This window comes from Gimesia sp., assembly GCF_048262075.1.
Lineage (GTDB): Bacteria > Planctomycetota > Planctomycetia > Planctomycetales > Planctomycetaceae > Gimesia.
Genome location: NZ_JBLXFK010000007.1, coordinates 160003 through 182574 on the forward strand (window position 1 = coordinate 160003; position 22572 = coordinate 182574).

Genomic DNA, 22572 nt, shown 5'->3' on the forward strand with positions numbered 1-22572 from the left:
CCCGTTTCAAATTGGAATACCCTTCGTGCAGATTGCCATTCTGGGAAATCAGATCAGCTGGTACTGCGATCAACTCCAGCAGGCAGCCCGCGCACGAGGACACGAAGCATGTAAGGTCGAATTCCGCGACCTGGCTGCTTTTGTCTCAAACAATGCCCGCGAACAGTTTTTCAGTTACGATTCAGAACAGACGCAAATCAACCTGCAGCATTTCGACTGCCTGATCATCCGCACCATGCCCCCAGGCTCATTGGAACAGGTCGTCTTTCGCATGGACCTGTTGGGCCGGCTGGAACAGTCCGGAATCACGGTTTTTAATTCTCCTCGCGCCATCGAATGTGCGGTGGATAAATATCTGACGACATCCCGGCTTGCCGCCGCAGGCCTGCCTGTGCCTGCCACTGCGATCTGTGAATCTTCTGAAGCAGCTTTAGGACACTTTGAACAACTGGGGGGAGATGTTGTCGTCAAACCGCTGTTTGGTTCCGAAGGGCGTGGCATTTTTCGCATCAGTGATCCCGATCTCGCCTACCGCTCGTTTCGCACACTGGAACGTACCCAGGCGATGATTTACCTGCAGCAGTATATCGCCCATCCCGGCTATGACCTGCGGATCCTGCTATTGAATGGCAGAGTGATCGGAGCAATTCGTCGACATGGGAACAATGATTTTCGCACCAATGTCTCTCGCCAGGGACAGGCCGAACTCTATCATCCCACAGATCGGGAAGCCCAACTGGCTGTCCGTGCAGCGGCGCTCACGGACGCTGAATTTGCAGGCGTCGATCTGCTTTATCCTGCTGATGCCCCAGAAGACCCCTATCTGCTGGAAGTAAATGCTGTTCCCGGCTGGCGCGGCTTTCAGTCGGCGACAAACATTGATGTCGCGACGCTGGTCATTGAATATCTGGAACAGAAACGAAACAATAAGCCTTCTGCTTAACTTAAACTTTTCATTCTGAAACGAGCTTCGACATGGAACTGAACGCACTGTTAACCGCCCTGCAAACACATCTGCCTGAAATTCTCCGCTGGTCAGGAGCGATCGCAAAGCGTTTGAGGCACTTCAACATTGCCGTTGAGAACAAAACCTCAGGCAGTGCGCTGACTGACGCATTGACGCTGGCAGACCTGACGTTGCAGGAATTGATCGTCGCAGCATTACGCGACCGTGACCCGATTTTCTGCAACTGCCGTATCGAAGCAGAGGAAAAAACGGGGGACCTGCACCGCTTTGCAGAGGATTCTCCTTATGTCATATCAATCGATCCCATCGATGGCACGAAACAGTATCGCGACAAAACAGCCGACGGCTATTGTGTGATGGTTCACTTGCGCGACAGTGAAACTGTCCATTATTCCCTGGTATACATTCCCGAGACCGGGGAACAGGGAACCTGGGTTGAAGCAGTTCATCAACGTGTCGTCTGTGGTCCCGATGATCAGAGTCGGCCAGCACGTGATGTTCTGAATGATATGCCTGCCATCGATCCTGACACACGCCCGGATTCTCCCAAAATCTATCTCATCGGCTTTCAGGATAAAGACACGTCTAATGCAGAACTCGTTACAGCAACCGGACTGGAAGGCGTGCCTCCAGAAGAGATGCCGGGCAGTATTTATGACCACCTGGCGACCGGCGCCTTCGGGGGATCACTGATCCATACCCCGAATGTCTATGATTTTCCGGTTTCTCTGCATATCGCCCGGATTCTAGGCGGAGACGCAGTCTGGGTCCACAACGGAGAGTCTGTTAATTTCCATGAACACTGGATGGATGAGCGGGCTGACATGCTGCGTCTACCCGGGATTACAGCCTGCAGTGCTAACCCGCAGACACTCGCGACACTCTGCGATCTGGCAAAAGGCTGGAGCAAGATTCGCTATCAGGACTGAACTTCCATCGGTTCCAGAGGCTTGGTGGCTTCCACTATAATGCCACCCAGTTTAAGAAACTGATGGATGGGAGTGAACCAGTGCTGCTCTTTCCAGGGCAGTCCTGATTCCTCAAAAGCCTGCTTGAGTTCGACGCGGTTGTAGGTACGACATTTCCAGGTACGGCTGTTGAGCATACCGGAGAATTTATCCTCCGTCGCCAGCAGAAACAGACTGCCTCCCGGCTGCAGCACGCGATAGATCTCCATCAGACCATGCCTGGGATCAGCCACGTATTCCAGTACCCAGCCACAGGTCACACAGTCGAATGACTCATCTTGAAAAGGCAGATTCGTCATATCTGCAGAAAGATAATTCGGACGGGGACTGTCCATTCGGGTACGAGCCCGTTTCAACATCTGATGCGACAGATCACAGGCCACCAGCCTGGCATCAGGATGCGTTTCGCGTAATAAATGCCCCAGAATCTGTCCTGCCCCCGAACCGATATCCAGAATACTGCGGAATTCAGTCACATCAAAACGTCGCGTCTTGATAATGCGCCCCACCAGTGGATCATGCAGGGATAATTTGCTCGCCAGATAGAGAACAGCACCTGCAGGGCCATCATATAATTTACGGGTCGTCGACTGAAACTGGCTCTGGTCGATCTGGTCGCCGCCACCAAATTCAATCAGGGAACGCAAAGACTTCTTCAATCGTAACCGTTTAGGGGTATTTTTACGGGGAGAGCTTAATGGAGCCATAGTTTGAATTGCTTATCAAATCTGGAGAACTTTCTGCGGTCGGGATGAAATCCCTCCTTGTCAATCGTAGCCATCTTAACGATCCCGAAACCGGAAATCGTTATGATTTCCGAATTTCTTAATATTCTCTAAAGAAGACCTCTTCTGTAAGCGTCATAAACGGCCCAATGATAATACCTTATGAATATCAATTTTTCCAGCAGCTTGATCAATCGAATTTAGCCGGTTATTATCAGTGAAAAGAAGTCTCTCTCAAATCGAAATTTACGCAGTAGTGACACGGAGATCGTGATTCGTTGCGGACCTGAAAATCTCAACATTTTTGACCGTTGAATTGCGCCAGAAAAATAATTTCTGCGACAAACTGAAGGCTTAAATTGTTCATGACCGAACGGATCAATCTAAAACAGACTGACGACATCCGCGATGTGATCCATCTTGCTGTCCAGTACCTGGCAAAAGGAGAGCTGGTCGCCTTTCCGACGGCGACAGCCTACGTGATCGCAGGCCAGTCACTCAGCCCCGCTGCGATGACAAAACTACGTGCCCTGTCTGGTGGAGACCAGCCGCTGGTCCTGTGTGTGAAGGGTTTTGACGAGGCACAGGACTATCTGCCGGAAATGCCACCGCTGGCACGAAAACTGGCCAAACGCTGTTGGCCTGGCCCCGTGGTACTCGAACTGGAACGCCCTCAACCAGGCAGCCTTTTTTCACAACTCCCCCCCGAAGTACAGTCTGAGATCTGCCCGGGCAGTCATCTGAGACTCCGGGCTCCTGCGCATGAAATCATTTTTCAGGCCATGCGTCTGTCCCCTTCTCCACTCGTGTTATTAAATGAAGATTCAAAATATCAGACAGCCGATTCGCTCATCGAAGATTTCGGAGAAGAAGTCGCTTTGGTGATCGATGACGGCCCGTCCCGCTTCGGTGATCAGTCAACAATCATCGGCATCACTGATAATCAGTGGAAAATACTACAGCCCGGAGTTGTGACAGAAACAACCCTCAAACGCCTCTCCAGCGAAATATACATGTTCATCTGTACAGGAAACACCTGCCGCAGTCCGATGGCAGAAGGCCTGTTTCGAAAACTGCTGGCTGACAAGCTGAACTGCCAGGAAGATGAATTGTCTGATCGAGGTTTTATTGTCGGGTCAGCTGGCCTTGCTGCAGCGATGGGAGCTCCTCCCAGCCCGGAAGGAGTTGCCATTCTGGCTGAACAGGGGATCGACATTCAGGCGCATGAAAGCCAACCACTGACAGAACGGCTCCTGGATCAGTCTGATCATCTTTTTACCATGACCCAGGGGCATCGTGCAGCCATTCTGGCGGAGCGCCCCGATCTGGAAGATTCCGTGAAACTCCTGTCTTTTGAGGGAAAAGATGTATCCGACCCCATAGGGGGAGGCTTTCAATGCTATGTGGAGTGTAAAAACGAAATTGAAAAGCACCTTACCCAGATTATTACTCAAATCAACATTCCACAGAATTAATATGTAACCTGAATTCCCACCCGCCCGCGATAATCTTTTTTCAATCATAATTTTCTACATGAGCAGTGAGAGCTCACTTGCTATAATAGATGGTAAACCATTAACCTTACCTTTATGAAGATAATGTTAACCCGTCATACATTCACTTGTTACGTTAGATAATCAACCTGCACCGGGTTTGATATAAATCCTGATCCGATCCAGAGACCATCACAACAGAGACAGCACGTACGAGGGAATCAGGGCTCCTCCATTATTTTTATATTCTTCTATTGCCACTTGATACAAAAGAGTTTCGATGAAAATTGCAGTTGCCAGTGATCACCGGGGATTTACCACAAAGGCGAAGATTCTCACTCTCCTTAACCAGTTAGGCCATGTGGCCTTTGATTATGGTCCCGATGATGGAGAAAGTGTCGACTATCCCGACTATGCTGTGAAAGTCGCGAAAGCCATTGGTGAGAAAACGATCGATCGTGGCATTCTGATCTGTGGGACTGGCATGGGGATGTGCATCGTCGCCAATAAATTTCCCGGAGTGCGTGCGACTCCCTGCCACGACGATATCACCGCCCAGATGAGCCGGCTGCACAATGATTCCAATGTACTCTGTCTGTCCGCGGATCTGCTGGGAGATCGACTCGTGAACCGCATGATCGAAATCTGGTTGGCAGAGGAATTTGAAGGAGGCAGGCACGCACGACGCCTGGACAAGCTACATAAGGTCGAAGAAGAAAACATGCCCCCGCATTGAGACGTCTTCTCTAGTGATGTCTAAACGAATATTCCCCATCAGCGTGAGCCAGCCAGACCTCTTACAGTCTGGCTGCGCCTGAGACTGCTGCCCGTGAGAAACAGCAATTCCCGATCTCGCAGATATACCGCGGGAGTCATGGAATTTCCCTCACTGATTCCTTTTCAAATGGAACAAATCTCTGTATCGTCAACGGTGAGTCAACAGGGAATTTTAGACTTCTTTTTTCAGGGTCTCAGCCGTTCAAGTTCCGGGAAAAAGAAATAACACAGAGGGTTATGTAATCATGGATCAGGCCAACTTAAAGTTTACCAAAACACATGAGTGGATCGGTGTCGAAGGCGATATTGCGACCGTCGGAATCTCAGATTTCGCCGTAAATCAATTGACTGATCTGGTTTATATTGAGCTCCCGAAAATCGGATCAACGTGCGAAGCTGGCAAAGTGTTTGGCGAAGTAGAAAGTGTCAAAGCCGTCAGTGATCTCTATGCTCCTGTCAGCGGGGAAATTACTGAGGCTAACGCAGCCCTTGTGGATGATCAGTCACCATTATCTGATGATCCATTTGGTACCGGCTGGATCACAAAAGTCAAAATGTCGAATCCCGCTGAACTGGATCAGTTCATGAACGCCGACGAATACAAAAAGTTTTGTGAATCAGAAGCACACTGAAGTTAACAGGTACTCCTGGCAGTAAACCGTTCCCACACGATGTTCACTGTACTTTCCTGTCCTGAGGGAATCGATTCAGTCAATCCCCTCTAAAATTGGATAAAACAGAGTTCCCACGTTTCTTCTGCGACTATAATCCCAACAGCGTTTACCACACTTACGTTTTTTATCGAGTGAACCGTGCCCTACCTCTTCAACACACCAGAACAGCAGCAGGAAATGCTGAAAACCGTCGGCGTCGACTCGCTGGAATCTTTATTTGCCACAATCCCGTCTGAGTTAAGACTGGGGCGCCCACTTGAGATCCCGCCCGCTCTGACAGAAATGGAACTGCAGGCGCATGTCACCAGGCTCGCCGCTAAGAACGTCGGACCAACGACACGTGTCTGCATGCAGGGAGGCGGTGCCTACGATCATTTTATCCCTGCTGCCGTCGATGAAATTGCTGGCCGGGGTGAATTTTACACCGCTTACACTCCCTATCAGGCAGAAGCCAGTCAGGGCAGCCTGCAGACCTTCTTTGAATTTCAATCGCTGATCTGCCAGCTCACCGGCATGGATGTTACGAATGCCAGCCTCTACGAAGGAGGAACCTGTGTCAGCGAAGCCGCCTTCATGGCAATGCGGGTAACCAACCGACACAACCGCGTGGTCCTGCTGGGTTCACTGCATCCGGAGTATCAACAGGTTGTCGAAACCTATCTGACTCATTTGAACTGTGAAGTCGTTGTGATACCTTGTACCGATGGGTCCGCCGATCCCGCAGCCGTTGATGCTGCCATGAATGAAGAAACAGCCTGCCTGGTCATCCAGCATCCGAACTTCTTTGGAACACTGGAAGAGGCAGAACAGCTGACCGAAATCGCTCACAAATATGGTGCCCTCTCTGTCGTCTCATATGACCCGATCAGTCTTGGTATTCTGAAACGGCCTGGTGACTATGGTGCAGACATCGCCATCGCTGAAGGGCAATCGCTGGGAACGCCTCTGCAATTTGGTGGTCCTTATCTGGGTCTGTTCTCCTGCAGCGAAAAATTTGTTCGCAGGATGCCTGGTCGCCTGATAGGCCAGACAGTTGATCGCAATGGCAAACGCTGTTACGTGCTCAACCTGCAGGCCCGTGAACAACATATCCGTCGTGACAAAGCCACCAGCAATATCTGCAGTAACCAGGGACTGATCGCGATTCGCGCCGCCGTCTATCTCTCACTGCTCGGCAAACAGGGGATTCGCGAAGTCGCTGAACTCTCCTGCCAGAAAGCACACTACGCTGCCGAACAATTTGCAACGGTTGAAGGGATCGAGCTTCTGTTCCCGGAACGTCCGTTCTTCAAAGAGTTTGCAGTCGGTTGCTCAGAAGGGGCAGACTACCTGCTGCGAAAAGCGCGACAGGCCGGATTTGACCTGGGTCCTGAACTATCCCGGTTCGATTACCAGCAGGCTCCTGAAAACTTCCAGACAGGTGTGCTGGTAGCGATTACAGAACAGAGAACTCGCTCAGAAATCGATCAACTGATCACTGCTTTAAAAGCATAAGCGTGCTGAACCATCCAAGTGCTTAACACATTTCCTATTTAAAAATTCGAAGTAGCATCCAATACCATGCGAAACAAATTGGCCACTGAATCTTTATTTGCTCTCTCAAAACCCGGCAGACGCGGTGCTGAATTCCCGGCTTCTGATGTTCCAGAACGCCCTTTGAGTGAGCTGATCCCGGCTTCAGCGCTGGCAGATAATCCTACCGGATTGCCGGAAGTCACCGAGCCTGATGTGATCCGTCACTTTGTCAATCTCTCAACGTTGAATATGTGTGTCGATACCCACTTCTATCCCCTGGGCAGCTGTACGATGAAGTACAATCCCAAACGCCATGAGCGACTGGCCAGCCTGCCGGGAATCGTGGATCTGCACCCCTACCAGAATCAGTCCGATCTGCAGGGCATGCTGGGCATGCTGTACGAGATGCAGGAAATGCTGGCAGAGATTTCCGGTCTGCCGGCTGTCTCCCTGCAACCCGCTGCCGGTGCACAGGGAGAATTCACTGCTCTGCTGACTGCCAAAGCCTACTTTGAAGATCGTGGCGAAAAGCGGACCAAAGTTCTGTTCCCCAACAGTGCCCACGGTACGAACCCGGCCAGTGCTGCAATCGCCGGATTTGACTGTGTTCAGCTTGCCAGCAGTAAAGAAGGCCTGGTCGATCTGGAAGACCTCAAAGCACATCTGGATGATCAGACCGCCGTCTTTATGGTCACCAATCCGAATACGCTGGGGTTATTCGAAAAAGACATCAAGCAGATCGCCCAGCTGGTGCACGATGCCGGTGGCCTGGTCTATATCGATGGAGCCAACATGAACGCCATTCTGGGATATACACGCCCTGGTGATTTCGGTGGCGACATGATGCACTTCAACGTCCACAAAACCTTTACAGGACCACATGGCGCTGGCGGTCCCGGATCGGGCCCCATTGCGGTCCGTGATTTCCTCGCAGACTTCCTGCCAGGCCCCGTGATCAACTATCACCCCGACGCGGCAGAATCAGATCAATACACGCTGGAAACCCCTGCCAAATCGATTGGCCGTGTGCGAACATATTACGGAAATATCGGCATCCTCGTCCGAGGCTACTGCTACCTGAGAACCCTGGGAGCAGCTGGTCTCAAAGCAGTATCTGAAAACGCTGTTCTGAATGCCAACTACCTGAAAGTATTACTCAAAGACGTACTGCCTGTGCCGAATGGTGACTTGTGCATGCATGAATTTGTTGCCTCCGCTTCTAAATCTAAAGCAGCCAATGGAATTACTGCAATGGACATTGCCAAGCGGCTGCTCGACTTCGGCTTCCATGCCCCCACGGTTTACTTTCCACTTGTGGTCCCCGAGGCCATCATGGTGGAACCGACCGAAACAGAATCAAAAGAAACCCTCGACGCCTTTGCGGAAACGATTATCAACATCCTCAAGGAAGACCCGGAATTTCTACATCAGGCCCCACACAGCACAATCATCCAGAGGCCCGATGAAGTGGTCGCTGCCCGCAATCCAATCCTGCAGTGCTGTGAGCCTCAATAAATTTGTTCCAGTCCGTTTCCCTGTGACTCACACTACAGTCTGGTTTCGATATGACCCTCTCTGCAAAACCGGATCACTGCCGCCTGATCATTGAGCCGGCCCCGCTTTCAGGGAGCCGGAACATGGCCATCGACGAAGCATTGCTGGAGTCAGCTGCGAATCAGGAATCATGCACATTACGCTGGTATCAGTGGAATCAACCCACCATTTCATTGGGATACTTTCAGAAAAATGAGGCTGAAGACTCTGCTGAAATCTGGAAAGATCTGCCTCGCGTGCGCAGGCTCTCTGGTGGGGGAGCAATTCTGCATCACCACGAACTCACATACTCATTCTCGCTGCCCGGCTGTCATCCCCTGGCTAAATCACCGCCAGAACTGTATGTGGCTATCCACCAGCCAATCATTGACGTTCTGGCAGCACATGGACTGCAGGTACAGTTTCGAGGAGTGTCATTTCGATCAAAATCCGAACCTTTTCTCTGTTTTGGTCGGGGCGATGAACGGGATCTGATTTGTCAGGGACAAAAAATCCTGGGAAGCGCACAACGCAGAAGGCGTGGTGCAATTGTCCAGCATGGAAGCCTGTTATTGCTTACATCAGAACATGCCACTGATTTTCCAGGTCTGCTGAATCTGACTGATCAGGTTGCGCGATATCAGAATCAGTTTCTGGAAGCATTGACTGTGGACTTTTCCCACGCCATATCACATGCCCTGGAGCTGCCGCTGGAGTCACAAATCCTGACTGACGAAGAACGCAGTCAGGCGGAGAGTCTGGAAAAAGAAAAATATACTGCTGACACCTGGACATCACGAAAATAACAGGCTTAACAGCGGTATCATCAACACTTATCAGAATCAAGAATATTTATTAGTTTATTAATAAATTATCCACACGCAGCATGAGTGTTTTATAGTTATTGACATCTCGTCAAATGCCTGATAGCGTTAATGGTGTAATACATACTTTTATTTCTTTGAGATTACGTGTTACGGAAAAAAGTAGTGGCGTTTTACTTACGAGAAAGTGAGTCAAACCACACAATGCGGGCCTGACGGACATTGTTATTTACTCCTTTCATTTACATGATGCAAAAGTAAATCACTCATTTCTGTTTCTTGTTCATTTCACATTTTTTCTTCCAATCTAAAGTCAAAAATGAAAACCAGGTGATCGGAAAAGGGATGGTATTTTTATTACCAGTCCCGCTTCCAGAGCTTTGAAGTGTTCTGTTTGAAACCTATGGAGTGAACGTTTATGTTGCAGCTTTCGTTAAAAGTCGTTGGTGGTCGTCATGATGGAAAACAAATTCCCATCAAAGGCAAAAAGTTTTTAATTGGCCGGGAAGAAGACTGCCATCTGCGACCGAACAGTGACATGGTCAGTCGGCACCACTGTGTTTTCACAGTTGATGAATATAGCGTCCGCTTACGCGATTTTGGCAGTACCAATGGGACGTCAGTCAATGGCAAACGTATCAAAGGTGAAGTGCAGCTTTCCCATGGAGATCAAATCCAGATTGGAAAACTTGATTTTCTCATTCAAATGTCGCACACTGCTGATGCGGCAATAGCACCAGACAAACCTGAAGCAGCACCACAATCAACTCCCAGTGGAGAAATTCTGACAGGCTCAGATACGGTTTTCGATATTCCTGTTCACAAACCTGAAGAGAGTACTGCCGCTCCGGTTGAAGCCGAAGCTGCTCCTGCTGCAGAAGCTCCTGCTGGCCCGGGAGTTTACGAAGGGGATACGCAGATTCTTACAGCCGAACAGCAGCGTCAGGCACAGCTGGCATACGAGCAGGCTGCACAACAGGCCGGTTACCCGCCACAGCCACAGTATGGATATCCCCCGCAACAAATGCCTCCTGGGCAGCAACCCTATCCGTACCAGATGCCACCCCAATACTATCCACAGCAGGGTTACCCACAACAGCCAATGCCCGCTTATCCACAGCAGTATCAGATGCCCCCTCAGGGCTATCCACAACAGCCTCCTCAACCCCAGGAAGCAGAGCAGGGACAATCCAAACCGGAACTGCCTCCCGTAACACTTCCACCGCCGGAACAGACCGGGCTGAAGAACAAGCAGGAAGCGGAGAAATAGTCTTAAGAGAAAGATTGCAGTCCTAGCTGACAGTTGCTCCCTCCTGCGTCGCTTGAGTGGTCTCTGCGAATCAACCGTATCTCTGCCGGATTCCATAATCCGGATTTTTTGACAGACTCGATATTCGTAACTTCCCATTGCTTTTCTGAATTGTGTTTGGCAGAATCAGGGAATAAGATCAGCGATATGATCAAGGACGCCGATTGGGAATCCCGATGCGATAGCTGTTTCGGTGCCCTCGCTTTCGCTACGATTTAACCTGTTACAAAACTGTGAATTCACAATCTATGATGCCAACAGAGGGAGATGCTTTCCGTGAATGATTCAGCCAACGCCAGCAATGATATTCAGCGACGATATCGTGAGTTTCTTGACCTGCTGCCACTGACGTTATCACTCGCCGGGCTCCCGGAAAGCGACCACGGCAAATATTACACGGAAGAGCAGGTGGAAGCCCGGGCTTACACTGTCAAACATGCCTTTAAGCAGGCCCGGATTCTGGCACGTGAATGCATTCAAAAACAATAAAACTGATGGCAGCCGCCTCTCAGCAGTTGAGATGATCACCCAGGCAATAAACGTAAAAACGGGAGTCGAATTCCTCAGAATCCGACTCCCGTTTATTGATTTCACTTAAGAGCTGTTATCATCAGCCTGGTAATACGTCAGGCCGGCTATTTACTTTTCAGTTCGAAGGTGAATTCGTTCGAACCAGAATCACTGACGTCAGCTTCCAAAGTCGTTTTCTCATTGTATTCCGCAGCAAGATACTGTTCGACTGCGGGAACGGGTGGTTCATCGGGTGCGCCACCAACGACAGTTTTTCCCGGGATCTCCTTCGTCGCGGTAATCACCACGGATTTCTTACCCGCAGTGGCTTTCAGAGTGAATGCACCGTCCTCAACCTTTCCGGCAGCACTTGCTGCTTTCCCGGAAGCATCACGAAAAATAATATCTCCTGCTGGCAGTGGTTCTCCATCCAGCGTAACTGTTCCTGAAACGGGGTAAGTTACAGGAGCATCGCTTGCCCCGCTACAACCGACAAGGGATCCCGTAAAACATACCATCAGTAACAGGCATGAGACCAACTTCATTGATTATCTCCTGAAATATAAGTGTGCCTCTGATAATGACATCAGAGGCAAAAAGTTCAGCTGAATTTATACTGCATCGCGTAATCGAATACTACTGATCAGCCCCCGATCCCTGCTTCAGGAATTAAAGGAGTGTGTCCCGGGAATTTGAAATTTTCCATATCAGTCAATATCCAGTTTACTGTTGCATCTCCAAGGCCTTTGGGACGGCGCCTACTAGATGGAGAGACACTCTGATTCAATGTGATGCGTCTAGACTGTGTCCAGTTTTACTGTAGCGTCTCCAGGGCTATTTGAACCGAGTATAATAGTTTGAGAGACGCTCTGGTTAAATGTGATGTGCTCTAGAAATCGCCAATCACTTCATCACCGGAAATGGTCGCTAAGGCACGAAAAGTACCGCGATCAATATTCTCTGAAACGAATCGAACCGCGCCGTCTGCCATACCGATATGAACACCTCCCACATGCATGCTGCGGGCATAGTTCCAACGTGTGGATGTATTACTTACACAAGGGGCGTTTACATCTGTAGTACTTTTGCAGAGATAATTCTGGTCGGGCGCTGAAGTATTGGGGGTCTCATAGGCAGTAAAAGTCACTTCTCCATGAGCACCACCAATCCAGTAACAACCGGGACAGCCCCAGGAAAATCCAGTCGGAACAGCGACACGCTGCACACCTTCACTTAACATCATCGTACTGGATGTACCGTCCGTGATATCACGCATTTTTGTTCTCGTTTCATAGCCGAACATCCCATTATCACTACCAGTGGAACGGTTATTTGCCCAGCCAATACAGCCCATGTAACTACCTCCCCAGCGAACACCAGTATTTTCAGCAAAGGCAGGACCTACGTCGGAAGGACACATGAAAGCCGGTAACGGAGTACTCACAAACTTCTGGCTGCTGGAAATATTATGCACATGATTGCTTGTACTGCCAGAAACATTCGCGCAATCTGCTTCATAAGCGTTATACATGGGAGCCTGATCCACATAAGGCAGAATTCGATGGAACCAGGTATCTCGCTGATGACATGCCTGAGGATACCAGCCGTTCCCGCCCCGGTGTGCGTAAGGAAAGACCCGATGCGCACTCTCATAGTTATGCATTGCCAGGCTGATTTGTTTCAAATTATTTTTACAGGTGCTGCGGCGCGCCGCTTCCCGTGCCTGCTGCACGGCAGGCAGAAGTAACGCAATCAGAATCGCGATAATCGCAATCACTACCAGTAACTCAATTAAAGTAAATCCACGAGATGGCCTAGTTTGACTTAAGCGTTGCATTACAGTCCTTCAATTAAAAAAATGACATAGAGCACATAAAATAATGATTGAGATTAATTAAAATCAGACATTTAACTAAATATTATTATCTTAATTTTCTTTCATGATAAGGCAATTGTCAACCACTAATCTTAAACGACGACTATGCAACGACTTAATATACATGCAAACCCTGTGTATCTGCGACCACACATCAACATTCGACTCCAAGATGGCGGACAGAATCTTCAACGCCATGTAACCATGTGTTTACAATGCGTAAATGCAGTGATTTGAATTTTCTGAAACTTAACATCCCGGAGTCTGGTATATTGAGAGAGTGACCTGAGGTTTAGACTGTGTCCAGTTTAACTGTAGCATCTCCAGGGCTGTTTAGCCTGAGTCGATTAAATTGAGAGACGCTCTAGTGCTTTGTCAAGCTTGAAATTGAGGGACAGGGGTGTTGTTAACGTGCTCCGTTGTCGCACTCTCGTGATATCTATCAACCCAAAATTTAAAAATGACACTTCACTAGTTAAATGTGATGAGATCTAGATTCAGATTGAGACAGATACGAATATCAAAACGGGATTCCTCCGTGAATGAAGACGATGCGGCGCAAGTCCGAAGTTGCCTGGATGGTAATACAGAGGCGATGCGCGCGTTCGTAGCCCGGTTTCAAAGTACTATCTTCGGACTGTGCTACCGCATGCTGGGACATCGACAAGACGCTGAAGATGTCGTTCAGGAGGTCTTTGTGCGGGCTTTTCGCAGTCTTCATCAGTGGGATCCCAATAGAACACTGAAACCCTGGTTATTAACTATCGCCGCCAACCGCTGTAGAACCTTTCTGAGTAAACGCGCCCGGCGTCCTGTTCCCTCAGAATTTGCCGCTGATCTGGCCATCAGTCAGTCGACAGAACAGTTACAGGATCTCGGTGAAGAATTACAGAATGCCATTAGTCTGTTACGCGACGACCATCGCACATGTTTTATTTTATTTCATCAGGAAAATTTGAGCTGTCAGGAAATCGGAGACATTCTGGACCGTCCGGAAGGCACGATTAAAACCTGGTTGCACCGTTCCCGACAGGAACTGGCTGCCAACTTACGACAGCGGGGAATTGTACCAGAGGTCCGCTATGAATCTCGTTGACTTTCAATCCAGACTGGAAATCATGATCGAAACACGAAACTTCGATCAGCGTTCGCGACTGGAGCAGCTTGCGACATCCTCGCCAGAACACCAACGTCTCTGGGAAGACTTTCTCATCCTGGAAACGGCAATACCCGTCTGGCAACAGACACTGCCTGAGATTGACCTGATTGATGAAGTGCTCGCTCAACTAGATGCAGCTCATTATTCAGATCCAGAGGAAATACGTACTCACGAGGTCCCGATTGCGCGGACAGGATCAAGGGTTCGACAATGGTCTGCCAGCCTGTTCGTCGTTGCAGTATTATTAATTGCCATCACCTTGAAGTTCTCGGGGAATCGGGTAGAAAATGTGGTACCCAAGCCCTTGCCTGCCAGCACCGAAGTGTCGACCGACTCCCCTGTTCCAGCGGTTGTACAACCACAACCTAATCGGAGTTTCAATCAACTCCTGAAGAATGCGGGCGCCGCTTCCTGGGGACTGGCGCAAAGTACTGCTGGTACCATGACTGAAGCAGTGAGTCTCGTTCCCGTCACGGCCTCCCCTGAAACTCCGGCCCCGCTTCCCAGGGAACCGAACTGGGTCGATGATATCAATCTTGAGATGCAACCGATCAAAGACCAGATCAGTCATGCCTGGAATTTTATCATTCATTCCGTTCCTGAAGAATCAACAAAAATTTAACGAACTGATTTTACCGAATCTGCACCATCAGATCGGTCCGGAGTTGTTCAGATATGAAGCCAATGCAACCGTATAATTCAACATCGCAGAGCCTGAAGCAACAGCATGCATTTGCGTTCGTTCTGGTCCCGGTAATCCTCTGCCTGGCAGTTGTGTTTCCCGCCAGAGCAGCCGAACCATTGAGCCAGCTGGTTGATGAGAAGGCCGGTATCTATCTGGAAGCCATTGATCTGAACTCTCATGTCAAACAGTTTCTGCTTTCGCCTGTGGCGAATCGATTTCGGAATACTCAGGTTTTTCAAACCTGGCTGCAGTCCCAAGACGTCATTAACCTGAAACAGGGATTGCGCGACATTGAATCGGTCACCAGTCAACCCTTACTGCCTCTGTTGAATCAATTCTTTGGTCAGTCGGCCGGGCTGGCAATTTTCAATCATGGTCCGAAACAGAATCCCTCTCTGTTGCTGTTGACCACAATCCAGGAACCTGCCGCTGTTCAGAAACTGCTGGAAGACTGGTTCACTAAAACCGGCCTCAAAATCACTTCCGGTTCTTTTCAGGGTACAACCTGTTATGAGCTGCGTCAGCAGGCAGACCCCGCTGCGCCTTCGGTCATCTACGCGTTTCTGGATCAAACTCTGGTTGTGACTGACAAACGGCAAAATCTGGAATCAACCATTAGCCTGTATCATCAGAAACTCAAAAAACAATCACCGGAGCATCAACAGAGTTTGTTCAATCTGGAAATGTACCGTCGTGCTCGAGGAGTATTAGGGGATGATATCACAGGTTCTGTTTTTCTGAATCCACGGGTCTGGGATGAACATATCAAGCCCCCCCAAAATGAGATCGAACAAGGTGTCGTCAACTGGTGGAAGAAAACAGGAGCACTGATCGCAGGGCTGCATCTCAAAAACACAGTCGCCCTGGAAGCTGTGATCCTGTTTAATTCCAAAGAGATTGATTTGCCTCTATTGAATATTCTCCAGACCCCTGCCGAAATTCCTGATCAATACACACTGATTCCCAAAAAAGCGCTGGCTGTCCTCTCCGGACAACTGAACGTGAATTTACTGACAAACAGAATCATCAGTTATTATGCGGAAAAGAATCCGGAAAAATGGCAGAAATTCCACGCGGTCAGTATGGGGCTGCTGGGGGGACTCGACCCCGTGACAGAAGTCTCAAAAGTTTTGGGGCCCAGTGTTCTGTTTTATTCAGTGCCGCGCGAAACCCTCTCTTTTGATGCGATTTCCTTCGATGGTCTTGTAGCGATGCAGCTTTCTATTGACGACTCAGAACCGGGAGCAACTGACAAAAGCAAATACCAGACTGCCCTGAAAAACGTCGCAAACTTCCTGATGAACAGTATACTCAGCCATCACAACTCAGAAACAGCCCCTGGTAATCAACCTTCAATTTTAAAAATCGAAAATCACGATCAATATCATATGCGTTGGATTGAAAGCCTCGGCCCTTATCGACCCGCTTATGGAATCAACGAGCGACAGCTTGTCTTTGCCAGTTCCCCAGAACTCGTCAGAGAATTTTTCACTCTGAAATCAGAAGAGAGCCTGGCTGCATCACCATTATTTCAATCCTGGAAAGAAACCTTCTTCCGAGAAGAAAAACAACTCTGCTTCCTGAATATCGCTTCAATCAGAGCATTCATTGAGCAGAACTCCGATTTTCTTGCAGAGCAACTTTCCAAGGGGCACGGCGGAGATCTGGAGAAAGGCAATAAGAAACTTGCCGGATTGAAAAGTCTGCTCCAGTCCTTTGATGGGCTCTTCTTTGCAGCTGGACTGCAGAAAACTCAGGTCCGCGTCATCTTCGGCCTGGGCTCACTGAATTCTGCTCAGTGACATCCCCGCTTCTGTACACAATTCTGAACATGCCAGCAGAATTCGCCCCTGATAATCGGTACCATCGGGACAACTACGCAATCGGCAGGCTCGATCACGCTTATCAGTGTTAATTATTTTAAACAAACTACCCAATCCCGATTTTTGTGGGAATAATTGAGTAAGTTAGTTCCACTTTTCTGATCTGGCCAGAACTAAATAGGAATCGTGGAGCATTTTTCACAAATTTGTGATTTGGAAATTTGAGGTTCAGGGTCAACCGTCACATTTCAGCGACTTTTACCTGTCTGATTTGCGTTGGATATTACGCGTTTCTATTTGTGTTCGAATTACTTCAGACAACTATCTCCCCTCGAAAAAAGGCATTAATTTAATATGGTAAATCAACTTGATCCCCCATCCGAACTGGTTGTTGACCGTCGTCGTGTCAGCCGCAGAGATTCCGGCCAAAAAGAAGCGATCCATACGAAGCATGAAGTGGTCGATCAACGCAAAATTGAGCGTCGCCGTCAGATTGATCCCACAACCTGCGAACGTGATTACAGCGACCAGGAAATCGACTTCATGAAAGCCATGGACGACTACAAACGCCGCAGCGGTCGGCAGTTCCCGACCTGGAGTGAAGTCCTGGAAGTATTGCACAGCATGGGGTATCGTAAAGTCGCAGAACCAACCGATATCATGCTATAAACTGCATTCCCCCCCGCAGTAATAGATATCATGTACGCTTCCAAGCGAGATGCTCAGCCAGGGCATCTCGCTTGTTTTATTCTGGCGACCGACCAATGATGACTAACGTCAAATCATCATACTGTTCCGCCTGACCGGTAAATACTTTAACCGCCTTCAGTATCTGTTCTCCCAGTTCTGCGGTGTTCAGAGGGAAATTTCGAATCACTGTCTTCAACCGCTCGATCCCAAACTGTTCTCGCTCTTCATTCATCGCTTCCGTCACACCGTCTGTATATAGAATCAACTGCTCACCGGGTTTCAGATGATGTTGAATGGAACGGTACTCATAATCATCCATCACCCCCAGAGGTACACTGGGATGATCACCAGACAATTCTCGCAACGTACCATTGGCTTCCAGCAGCAGCGGTTCCAGATGTCCTGCATTGACGAACGATACCTGGTTCTCTGTCAGCTCAATCTGTCCCAGAATAAATGTGATGAACCGCCCGTCATGAGCTGATTCATCAATATGATGATTCACGCGATGCACGGCATCAGCGACATCAGTGACGAATTCTACGGTACTGCGAACGGCACTACAGACGCGCGACATTACCAGTGACGCGGGTACCCCCTTCCCGGCAACATCACCTAGTGCGAACCAGATCAGAGAATCAGTGGTTTGAATGAAATCATAGTAATCACCTCCCACAGCGCGAGCGGCTTCATAGGAGACAAAGAAATCATAACCTGGGACATGGGGAATTTTAGCCGGTAACAGTCCTTTCTGTACGCGGGCAGCTATTTCCATCTCATTATCGTAACGCTGTTTTTCCACATGAGAAATCATCAGTCGTGCGCTCTCATAAGAGAGCGCAGCCTGCCCGGCAATCACCATTAACAGCTCAAGGTCGTCGTCAGAAAACATCTGACCGGCCAGTTGTGTATCCAGGTTGATAATTCCGATGACGCTTCCATCCAGTCCAAGCATGGGTGCACATAAAATGGAACGGATCGTCAGGGTAGAAACCGATTCACTTTTCTCAAACCGTTCATCATTCGCCGCATCCGCAGACAGGACTCCTGTTTTATTATCAGTTACGGCCTTCAAAACGGTCCGGCTCAGCTGTAACGCTTCCAGATCATCTTCTCGGCGATGGCGTACCGCTTTTGGGAAAAAACGCTGATTGTCATGATCATGTAATAAAATGCAACCGCGGTCCGCAGCAGGAAAGATATGAAACAATCCTTCCAGTACACGTTCAGCCATCGAATCCAGATCAGTCGCTGTCGCAATCGTACGACTAATCTCCAGGATTGCTTTTAATTTGATTTCGGGTTTAATTTCAAAATGATTCAGGCCGCTCCCCGTCTCTGATGCTCTTAATATCGTCGATTTATCAGAAGAGGGAGGACGGACGGAAACATTTTTTAACGACGGAATTAAGCCATAAGAAGTCAACAGTCCTTCATGCTGTGAGCTTTCGTATTCCTCATCACTGGAAAACTCCAGCAGGAACGGGCCGATCGAAATCTGATCGCCGGTCTGCAGTACTAGCGGGTCATTAACGGGCACATCATTGACGAAAGTCCCGTTACCGCTCCCCAGATCTTCGATTTGATATTCGCCTTCTGCAGAAGCGGTAATACGCGCATGATGGCGGGAGACAGTATTCGATTTAAGACAGACTTCGCAGTCAGGATGCCGTCCCAGCGTCACCTGCTTGCCCTTGATTTCCAGTCGAGAGGAGTCGCCATTATTTTGCAGGAACAGACTGGCGGACATGGTAGAAGCGATCAGATTAAAATATAAACACAGTCACCTTCAGGAAACACGCCCGAAGGTCATTATCGTAATATCATCATTTTGAGGACGACCATTCGCATGGCGGCGGACATCTGCCAAAAGTGCCCGTCCTAACTCTGCCGCATTTTTATCGCGATTGTCCTTGATAAATTTCCGCATCCGGTCCAGGGTATAGAGTTCCCCTTCCGGATTCATCGCTTCATCAACACCATCGGTAAACAGCACCACAATTTCCCCGGGACCCAAATCCCGTTCTACCACTTCGAACGGGAAACCTTCCATCACGCCGATCGGCACTCCAATGCTCTCTTCAGGAAATTCATCGAGAGATCCATCAGGCTTGAGTATCATCGGGGACATATGCCCTGCATTCACCAGCGACAAACGATGATTGTTCGTATCCAGAACCACAAGCACATAAGTCACAAAACGCCCTTCGACGGCACTGTCACACATGTGATCGTTAATTGCATCTACAGCGGGCCCCACTTCATGCACAAAACGTAATGTATTCTGCACACAACTTGACATGCGGGCCATAATCATTGCCCCGGGCACTCCCTTTCCGGCGACATCACCAAACGAGAGGCCGATCTTTTCATCGGGCAGCTCGAAAATATCATAGTAATCGCCACCAACCGCCTGTGCAGAATCATAAGATGCAAAAAATTCGTAACCATCGACTTCCGGTACAGAACTGGGCAGCAATCCCTGTTGCACGCCCCGGGCGATGTCCATTTCATTGTCCTGTTTCTGTTTTTCCATATAGGACGACATCAGCCTCGCACTTTCGTAGGAAAGAGCAGCCTGCCCGGCAACTGACATTAACAGATCCAGATCTTCTTCCTGAAACTGTTGCACGGGATTCTGTGTATCGATATTTATGACGCCGATAGGCTCTTCCGCCAGTCCCAGCATGGGTACACACATCATGGAACGGATCGATAAATTCGAAATCGATTCACTGGCGTCAAATTGCGCATCGCTGGCTGCATCCGCTGATAAGATACCCGATTTTTCCTCGAGCACTTTATTCACAATCGTACGGCTCAACTTGACTGTCGCATCCTCACCTTCACGGCGATGCTTGAATGCGCGTGGCACCATCTCTCCATTGGTTTCATCCCTGAGTAAAATACATCCCCGGTCGGCAGCAGGAAAGATTTGAAACAGAGTGGTGAGAATCTGTGGCAGCAGTTTTTCCAGATCGACGGTACCTGCCAGACTGCGGCTGATTTCGATCATGGCTTTTAGTTTTGCCTCCGGTCGAATATCCAGACCGCCAAAACCACCGCCCCCGGAAACAGCCCCCATAATGGTGGCTCCGGCATCCCCGTCTTCATCATCATTCGAAAATCCGACATCAAAGCTGCTGTCGATTGACACACCCGATCGCTTTGGTTCCTGCTTTTCATCTGATTCAAATCGGAAAAGAATAGGACCGACTTTCAGGCGATCTTCGTGAGCCAGCTGCGTGCGACCTTCAATCTTTTTCCCATTAACGAATGTTCCGTTTCCACTTCCCAGATCTTCAACAAAAAACTGATCACCGGCACTAACGACCTGGGCATGCCGCCGCGAAACCATATTGGAATCGAGTTGAATCTGGCAGTCAGGATGCCTACCCAGAACCGTCTCCGATCCTGTCAGTGAGTAGGAGACCGCTTGACCAGCCTGCAGCATGACCAGAGTAGCCATATAGGGAGCCCTTAATGATGAAACTAGAATGGATATGATAAAAATGGGATATGTATCATATTTTAAATAGCATCTGTCCCTGATGCAATCACTTCATGTCATTCAGGATACCGATTCGTTGCCAAAAATGGTTTCCACATTACCCCGGAGCACCAGTTTTCCGAGTTCGATTGCTCTTTGTTCCGACCAGTTTCTCGCGATTACAAAATCACTGGCCAGTACATTTGCCAGCACACGCCGATACATACGGAACTTAGGCAGTGCGAACTCGAGCTTGTACATATCGCTGTAATAACCGATCTGCTTAGTCTTGGGAACTGCTTCCAGGCGACTCTTACAGTCAAAAGTAATGAACGCCGGCGTATTCGAGTACCACCAGTGACCGTTGATGACCACATTCGGAAAGATCCAGCTGTAGCTGACCAGTTCCTGGTTGCTGGTACTGGTCAATACTGAAACGGGGAATGTGACTTTGGGAAATGCATTGAACAGTTCTTTATATAGAATCAGAGAGGTCCGCTTGTCATACAGGTCCTGCCCTTGATACACGCCTGCTTCGTAAACGCGACGGTTCACGCCAATCATCAGATCGAAGGGCAGACGATGTTCGTCACAGTATTCCGCCAGGGTCCAGAAGACAAACTGACTTACGATTTTTGACTCGTCGGCTGTAATTTCATCGCCGGCAAACAGAGATCTCACAATTGGATCGACCTGATCAGCAGTGACAGCAACCGGGTTGAAATCGGGCGGTAATGAAATTGCACAGGCCCGCGCCCCTTTTTCTGTAAAATGCTCAAACAGTTTGCCAATCGCATTTTTCAAGGTATTGGCACAACCAACGTCAAGTTGTGTTGCCTTCGCCAGTCGTGCTCTGGTTTCGGGTTTTGCCAGATGAAATACCAGGTCATCCGTCCGCAGACAGGGAATATAAAGATTGGTATCAAATCCTTCCAGTGGATCATCGAAGTCATTTGTCAGGAATACCTGCTCAAGACCGCTCTGTTTCAAAACCTGCTGTTCCCAGTCGGGTTGAGCCATCTTCTCAGCGGCGGTATCGTACAACTTCTCCCAGTTGGACTCTGTAATGGCTTCCTCTTCGAAACCGAAAAATTCACTGCAGATATCCAGTAACCAGCTGAGCTGAATGGTATTATCCAGATCCCCCAACTGCGTCACCAGACGTCCGACCTTTTCTTTGGGATCGATACCTGGTTCTTCAATCACTTCACGAGGCAGGCCGGCAGAATGAGCCAGTTCGGTGTAGTAATGATAGCCCATGATATCCGCCAGTGTGGTTGAAGCCGCGGAATGGGGATTAATATGGGTATGAGGGTCAATCAGAACCAGACTCTCTAATTCGGTAAAGATACGTTTACTCAACTGTTCAGACATAATGCGTTGATTCCTGCTGTGTTCAAATTAATACTCACCCGAATCCGGTCTGGAATGGCTCTTCAGGGGACTGTCCCCCCAAGATTGATTTCGGGTTGCGACGATCTGGCGGAATGAATTGTTGTGTTCCGAATATAATCAGTCAGACCTTACAGTGCAATCAGGTGCCCCCTTCCTGTG

20 protein-coding genes are annotated in these 22572 nt (G+C 49.1%); 14 read left to right on the forward strand and 6 right to left on the reverse strand.

Annotation, left to right across the window (positions count from 1 at the left end; translation table 11 throughout):
- The first annotated feature begins 25 nt into the window (after positions 1-25).
- Together ACN0YH_RS15480 and ACN0YH_RS15485 are read left to right on the forward strand one after the other, a co-directional pair.
- Positions 26-943, forward strand: a complete 918-nt coding sequence (locus ACN0YH_RS15480) for an ATP-grasp domain-containing protein (RefSeq protein WP_417380480.1) — start codon at positions 26-28, stop codon at positions 941-943.
- Positions 944-975: 32 nt separating this feature from the next.
- Positions 976-1896 carry an inositol monophosphatase family protein gene (locus tag ACN0YH_RS15485; protein ID WP_417380481.1) on the forward strand — a complete coding sequence of 307 codons (921 nt, stop codon included), beginning with the start codon at positions 976-978 and terminating at the stop codon, positions 1894-1896.
- Here the strand turns inward: ACN0YH_RS15485 and ACN0YH_RS15490 are convergent.
- Entirely contained in the window at positions 1887-2642 is a 756-nt protein-coding gene (locus ACN0YH_RS15490) for a class I SAM-dependent methyltransferase (protein WP_417380482.1), read from the reverse strand. The two genes, ACN0YH_RS15485 and ACN0YH_RS15490, sit on opposite strands and share 10 nt — an antisense overlap.
- Positions 2643-3025: 383 nt before the next feature.
- On the opposite strand from ACN0YH_RS15490, the gene ACN0YH_RS15495 reads away from it, so the two are divergent.
- The 8 genes from ACN0YH_RS15495 to ACN0YH_RS15530 all read left to right on the forward strand — a co-directional run bounded on the left by ACN0YH_RS15495 (position 3026) and on the right by ACN0YH_RS15530 (position 11274).
- Positions 3026-4135, forward strand: coding sequence for a Sua5/YciO/YrdC/YwlC family protein (locus tag ACN0YH_RS15495; protein WP_417380483.1), 1110 nt, complete (start codon positions 3026-3028; stop codon positions 4133-4135).
- A gap of 298 nt (positions 4136-4433) precedes the next feature.
- Complete coding sequence (rpiB, locus tag ACN0YH_RS15500) at positions 4434-4889, forward strand: ribose 5-phosphate isomerase B (protein ID WP_417380484.1); 456 nt, start codon at positions 4434-4436, stop codon at positions 4887-4889.
- 286 nt (positions 4890-5175) lie between these two features.
- On the forward strand, positions 5176-5562 hold the full coding sequence (gene gcvH / locus ACN0YH_RS15505; RefSeq protein ID WP_417380485.1) for a glycine cleavage system protein GcvH: 387 nt from the start codon (positions 5176-5178) through the stop codon (positions 5560-5562).
- 180 nt (positions 5563-5742) lie between these two features.
- On the forward strand, positions 5743-7098 hold the full coding sequence (gene gcvPA / locus ACN0YH_RS15510; RefSeq protein WP_417380486.1) for an aminomethyl-transferring glycine dehydrogenase subunit GcvPA: 1356 nt from the start codon (positions 5743-5745) through the stop codon (positions 7096-7098).
- A gap of 66 nt (positions 7099-7164) precedes the next feature.
- Entirely contained in the window at positions 7165-8634 is a 1470-nt protein-coding gene (gene gcvPB, locus ACN0YH_RS15515; protein WP_417380487.1) for an aminomethyl-transferring glycine dehydrogenase subunit GcvPB, read from the forward strand.
- Between the two features lie 50 nt (positions 8635-8684).
- The gene (locus ACN0YH_RS15520; protein ID WP_417380488.1) at positions 8685-9458 is read left to right on the forward strand and encodes a lipoate--protein ligase family protein; all 774 of its coding nucleotides are present in this window, start codon (positions 8685-8687) and stop codon (positions 9456-9458) included.
- Between the two features lie 436 nt (positions 9459-9894).
- Complete coding sequence (locus ACN0YH_RS15525) at positions 9895-10746, forward strand: FHA domain-containing protein (RefSeq protein ID WP_417380489.1); 852 nt, start codon at positions 9895-9897, stop codon at positions 10744-10746.
- A gap of 306 nt (positions 10747-11052) precedes the next feature.
- A complete protein-coding gene (locus ACN0YH_RS15530; protein WP_417380490.1) occupies positions 11053-11274 on the forward strand; it encodes a hypothetical protein in 222 nt (73 codons plus the stop codon).
- A gap of 146 nt (positions 11275-11420) precedes the next feature.
- Here the strand turns inward: ACN0YH_RS15530 and ACN0YH_RS15535 are convergent, their stop codons facing one another.
- Together ACN0YH_RS15535 and ACN0YH_RS15540 are read right to left on the reverse strand one after the other, a co-directional pair.
- The gene (locus tag ACN0YH_RS15535) at positions 11421-11840 is read right to left on the reverse strand and encodes a hypothetical protein (RefSeq protein WP_417380491.1); all 420 of its coding nucleotides are present in this window, start codon (positions 11838-11840) and stop codon (positions 11421-11423) included.
- Between the two features lie 344 nt (positions 11841-12184).
- Entirely contained in the window at positions 12185-13132 is a 948-nt protein-coding gene (locus ACN0YH_RS15540) for a DUF1559 domain-containing protein (RefSeq protein ID WP_417380492.1), read from the reverse strand.
- 577 nt (positions 13133-13709) lie between these two features.
- Here ACN0YH_RS15540 and ACN0YH_RS15545 point away from each other — a divergent pair.
- From ACN0YH_RS15545 to ACN0YH_RS15560, 4 genes are all read left to right on the forward strand, one after another.
- The gene (locus tag ACN0YH_RS15545; protein ID WP_417380493.1) at positions 13710-14267 is read left to right on the forward strand and encodes an RNA polymerase sigma factor; all 558 of its coding nucleotides are present in this window, start codon (positions 13710-13712) and stop codon (positions 14265-14267) included.
- Positions 14254-14952 (forward strand): hypothetical protein, encoded by a 699-nt coding sequence (locus ACN0YH_RS15550; protein ID WP_417380494.1) that lies wholly within the window; start codon positions 14254-14256, stop codon positions 14950-14952. The genes ACN0YH_RS15545 and ACN0YH_RS15550 overlap by 14 nt, the downstream gene beginning before the upstream one ends.
- Positions 14953-15005: 53 nt before the next feature.
- Positions 15006-16817, forward strand: coding sequence for a hypothetical protein (locus ACN0YH_RS15555; RefSeq protein WP_417380495.1), 1812 nt, complete (start codon positions 15006-15008; stop codon positions 16815-16817).
- Positions 16818-17192: 375 nt separating this feature from the next.
- The gene (locus tag ACN0YH_RS15560) at positions 17193-17507 is read left to right on the forward strand and encodes a hypothetical protein (RefSeq protein ID WP_417380496.1); all 315 of its coding nucleotides are present in this window, start codon (positions 17193-17195) and stop codon (positions 17505-17507) included.
- Between the two features lie 76 nt (positions 17508-17583).
- Here ACN0YH_RS15560 and ACN0YH_RS15565 read toward each other — a convergent pair whose 3' ends face one another.
- From ACN0YH_RS15565 to ACN0YH_RS15575, 3 genes are all read right to left on the reverse strand, one after another.
- The gene (locus ACN0YH_RS15565) at positions 17584-19278 is read right to left on the reverse strand and encodes a SpoIIE family protein phosphatase (protein ID WP_417380497.1); all 1695 of its coding nucleotides are present in this window, start codon (positions 19276-19278) and stop codon (positions 17584-17586) included.
- 39 nt (positions 19279-19317) lie between these two features.
- Entirely contained in the window at positions 19318-20997 is a 1680-nt protein-coding gene (locus ACN0YH_RS15570) for a SpoIIE family protein phosphatase (RefSeq protein ID WP_417380498.1), read from the reverse strand.
- A 102-nt stretch (positions 20998-21099) separates the two neighbouring features.
- Positions 21100-22392 (reverse strand): glucuronate isomerase, encoded by a 1293-nt coding sequence (locus ACN0YH_RS15575; RefSeq protein WP_417380499.1) that lies wholly within the window; start codon positions 22390-22392, stop codon positions 21100-21102.
- Positions 22393-22572 lie beyond the last annotated feature (180 nt).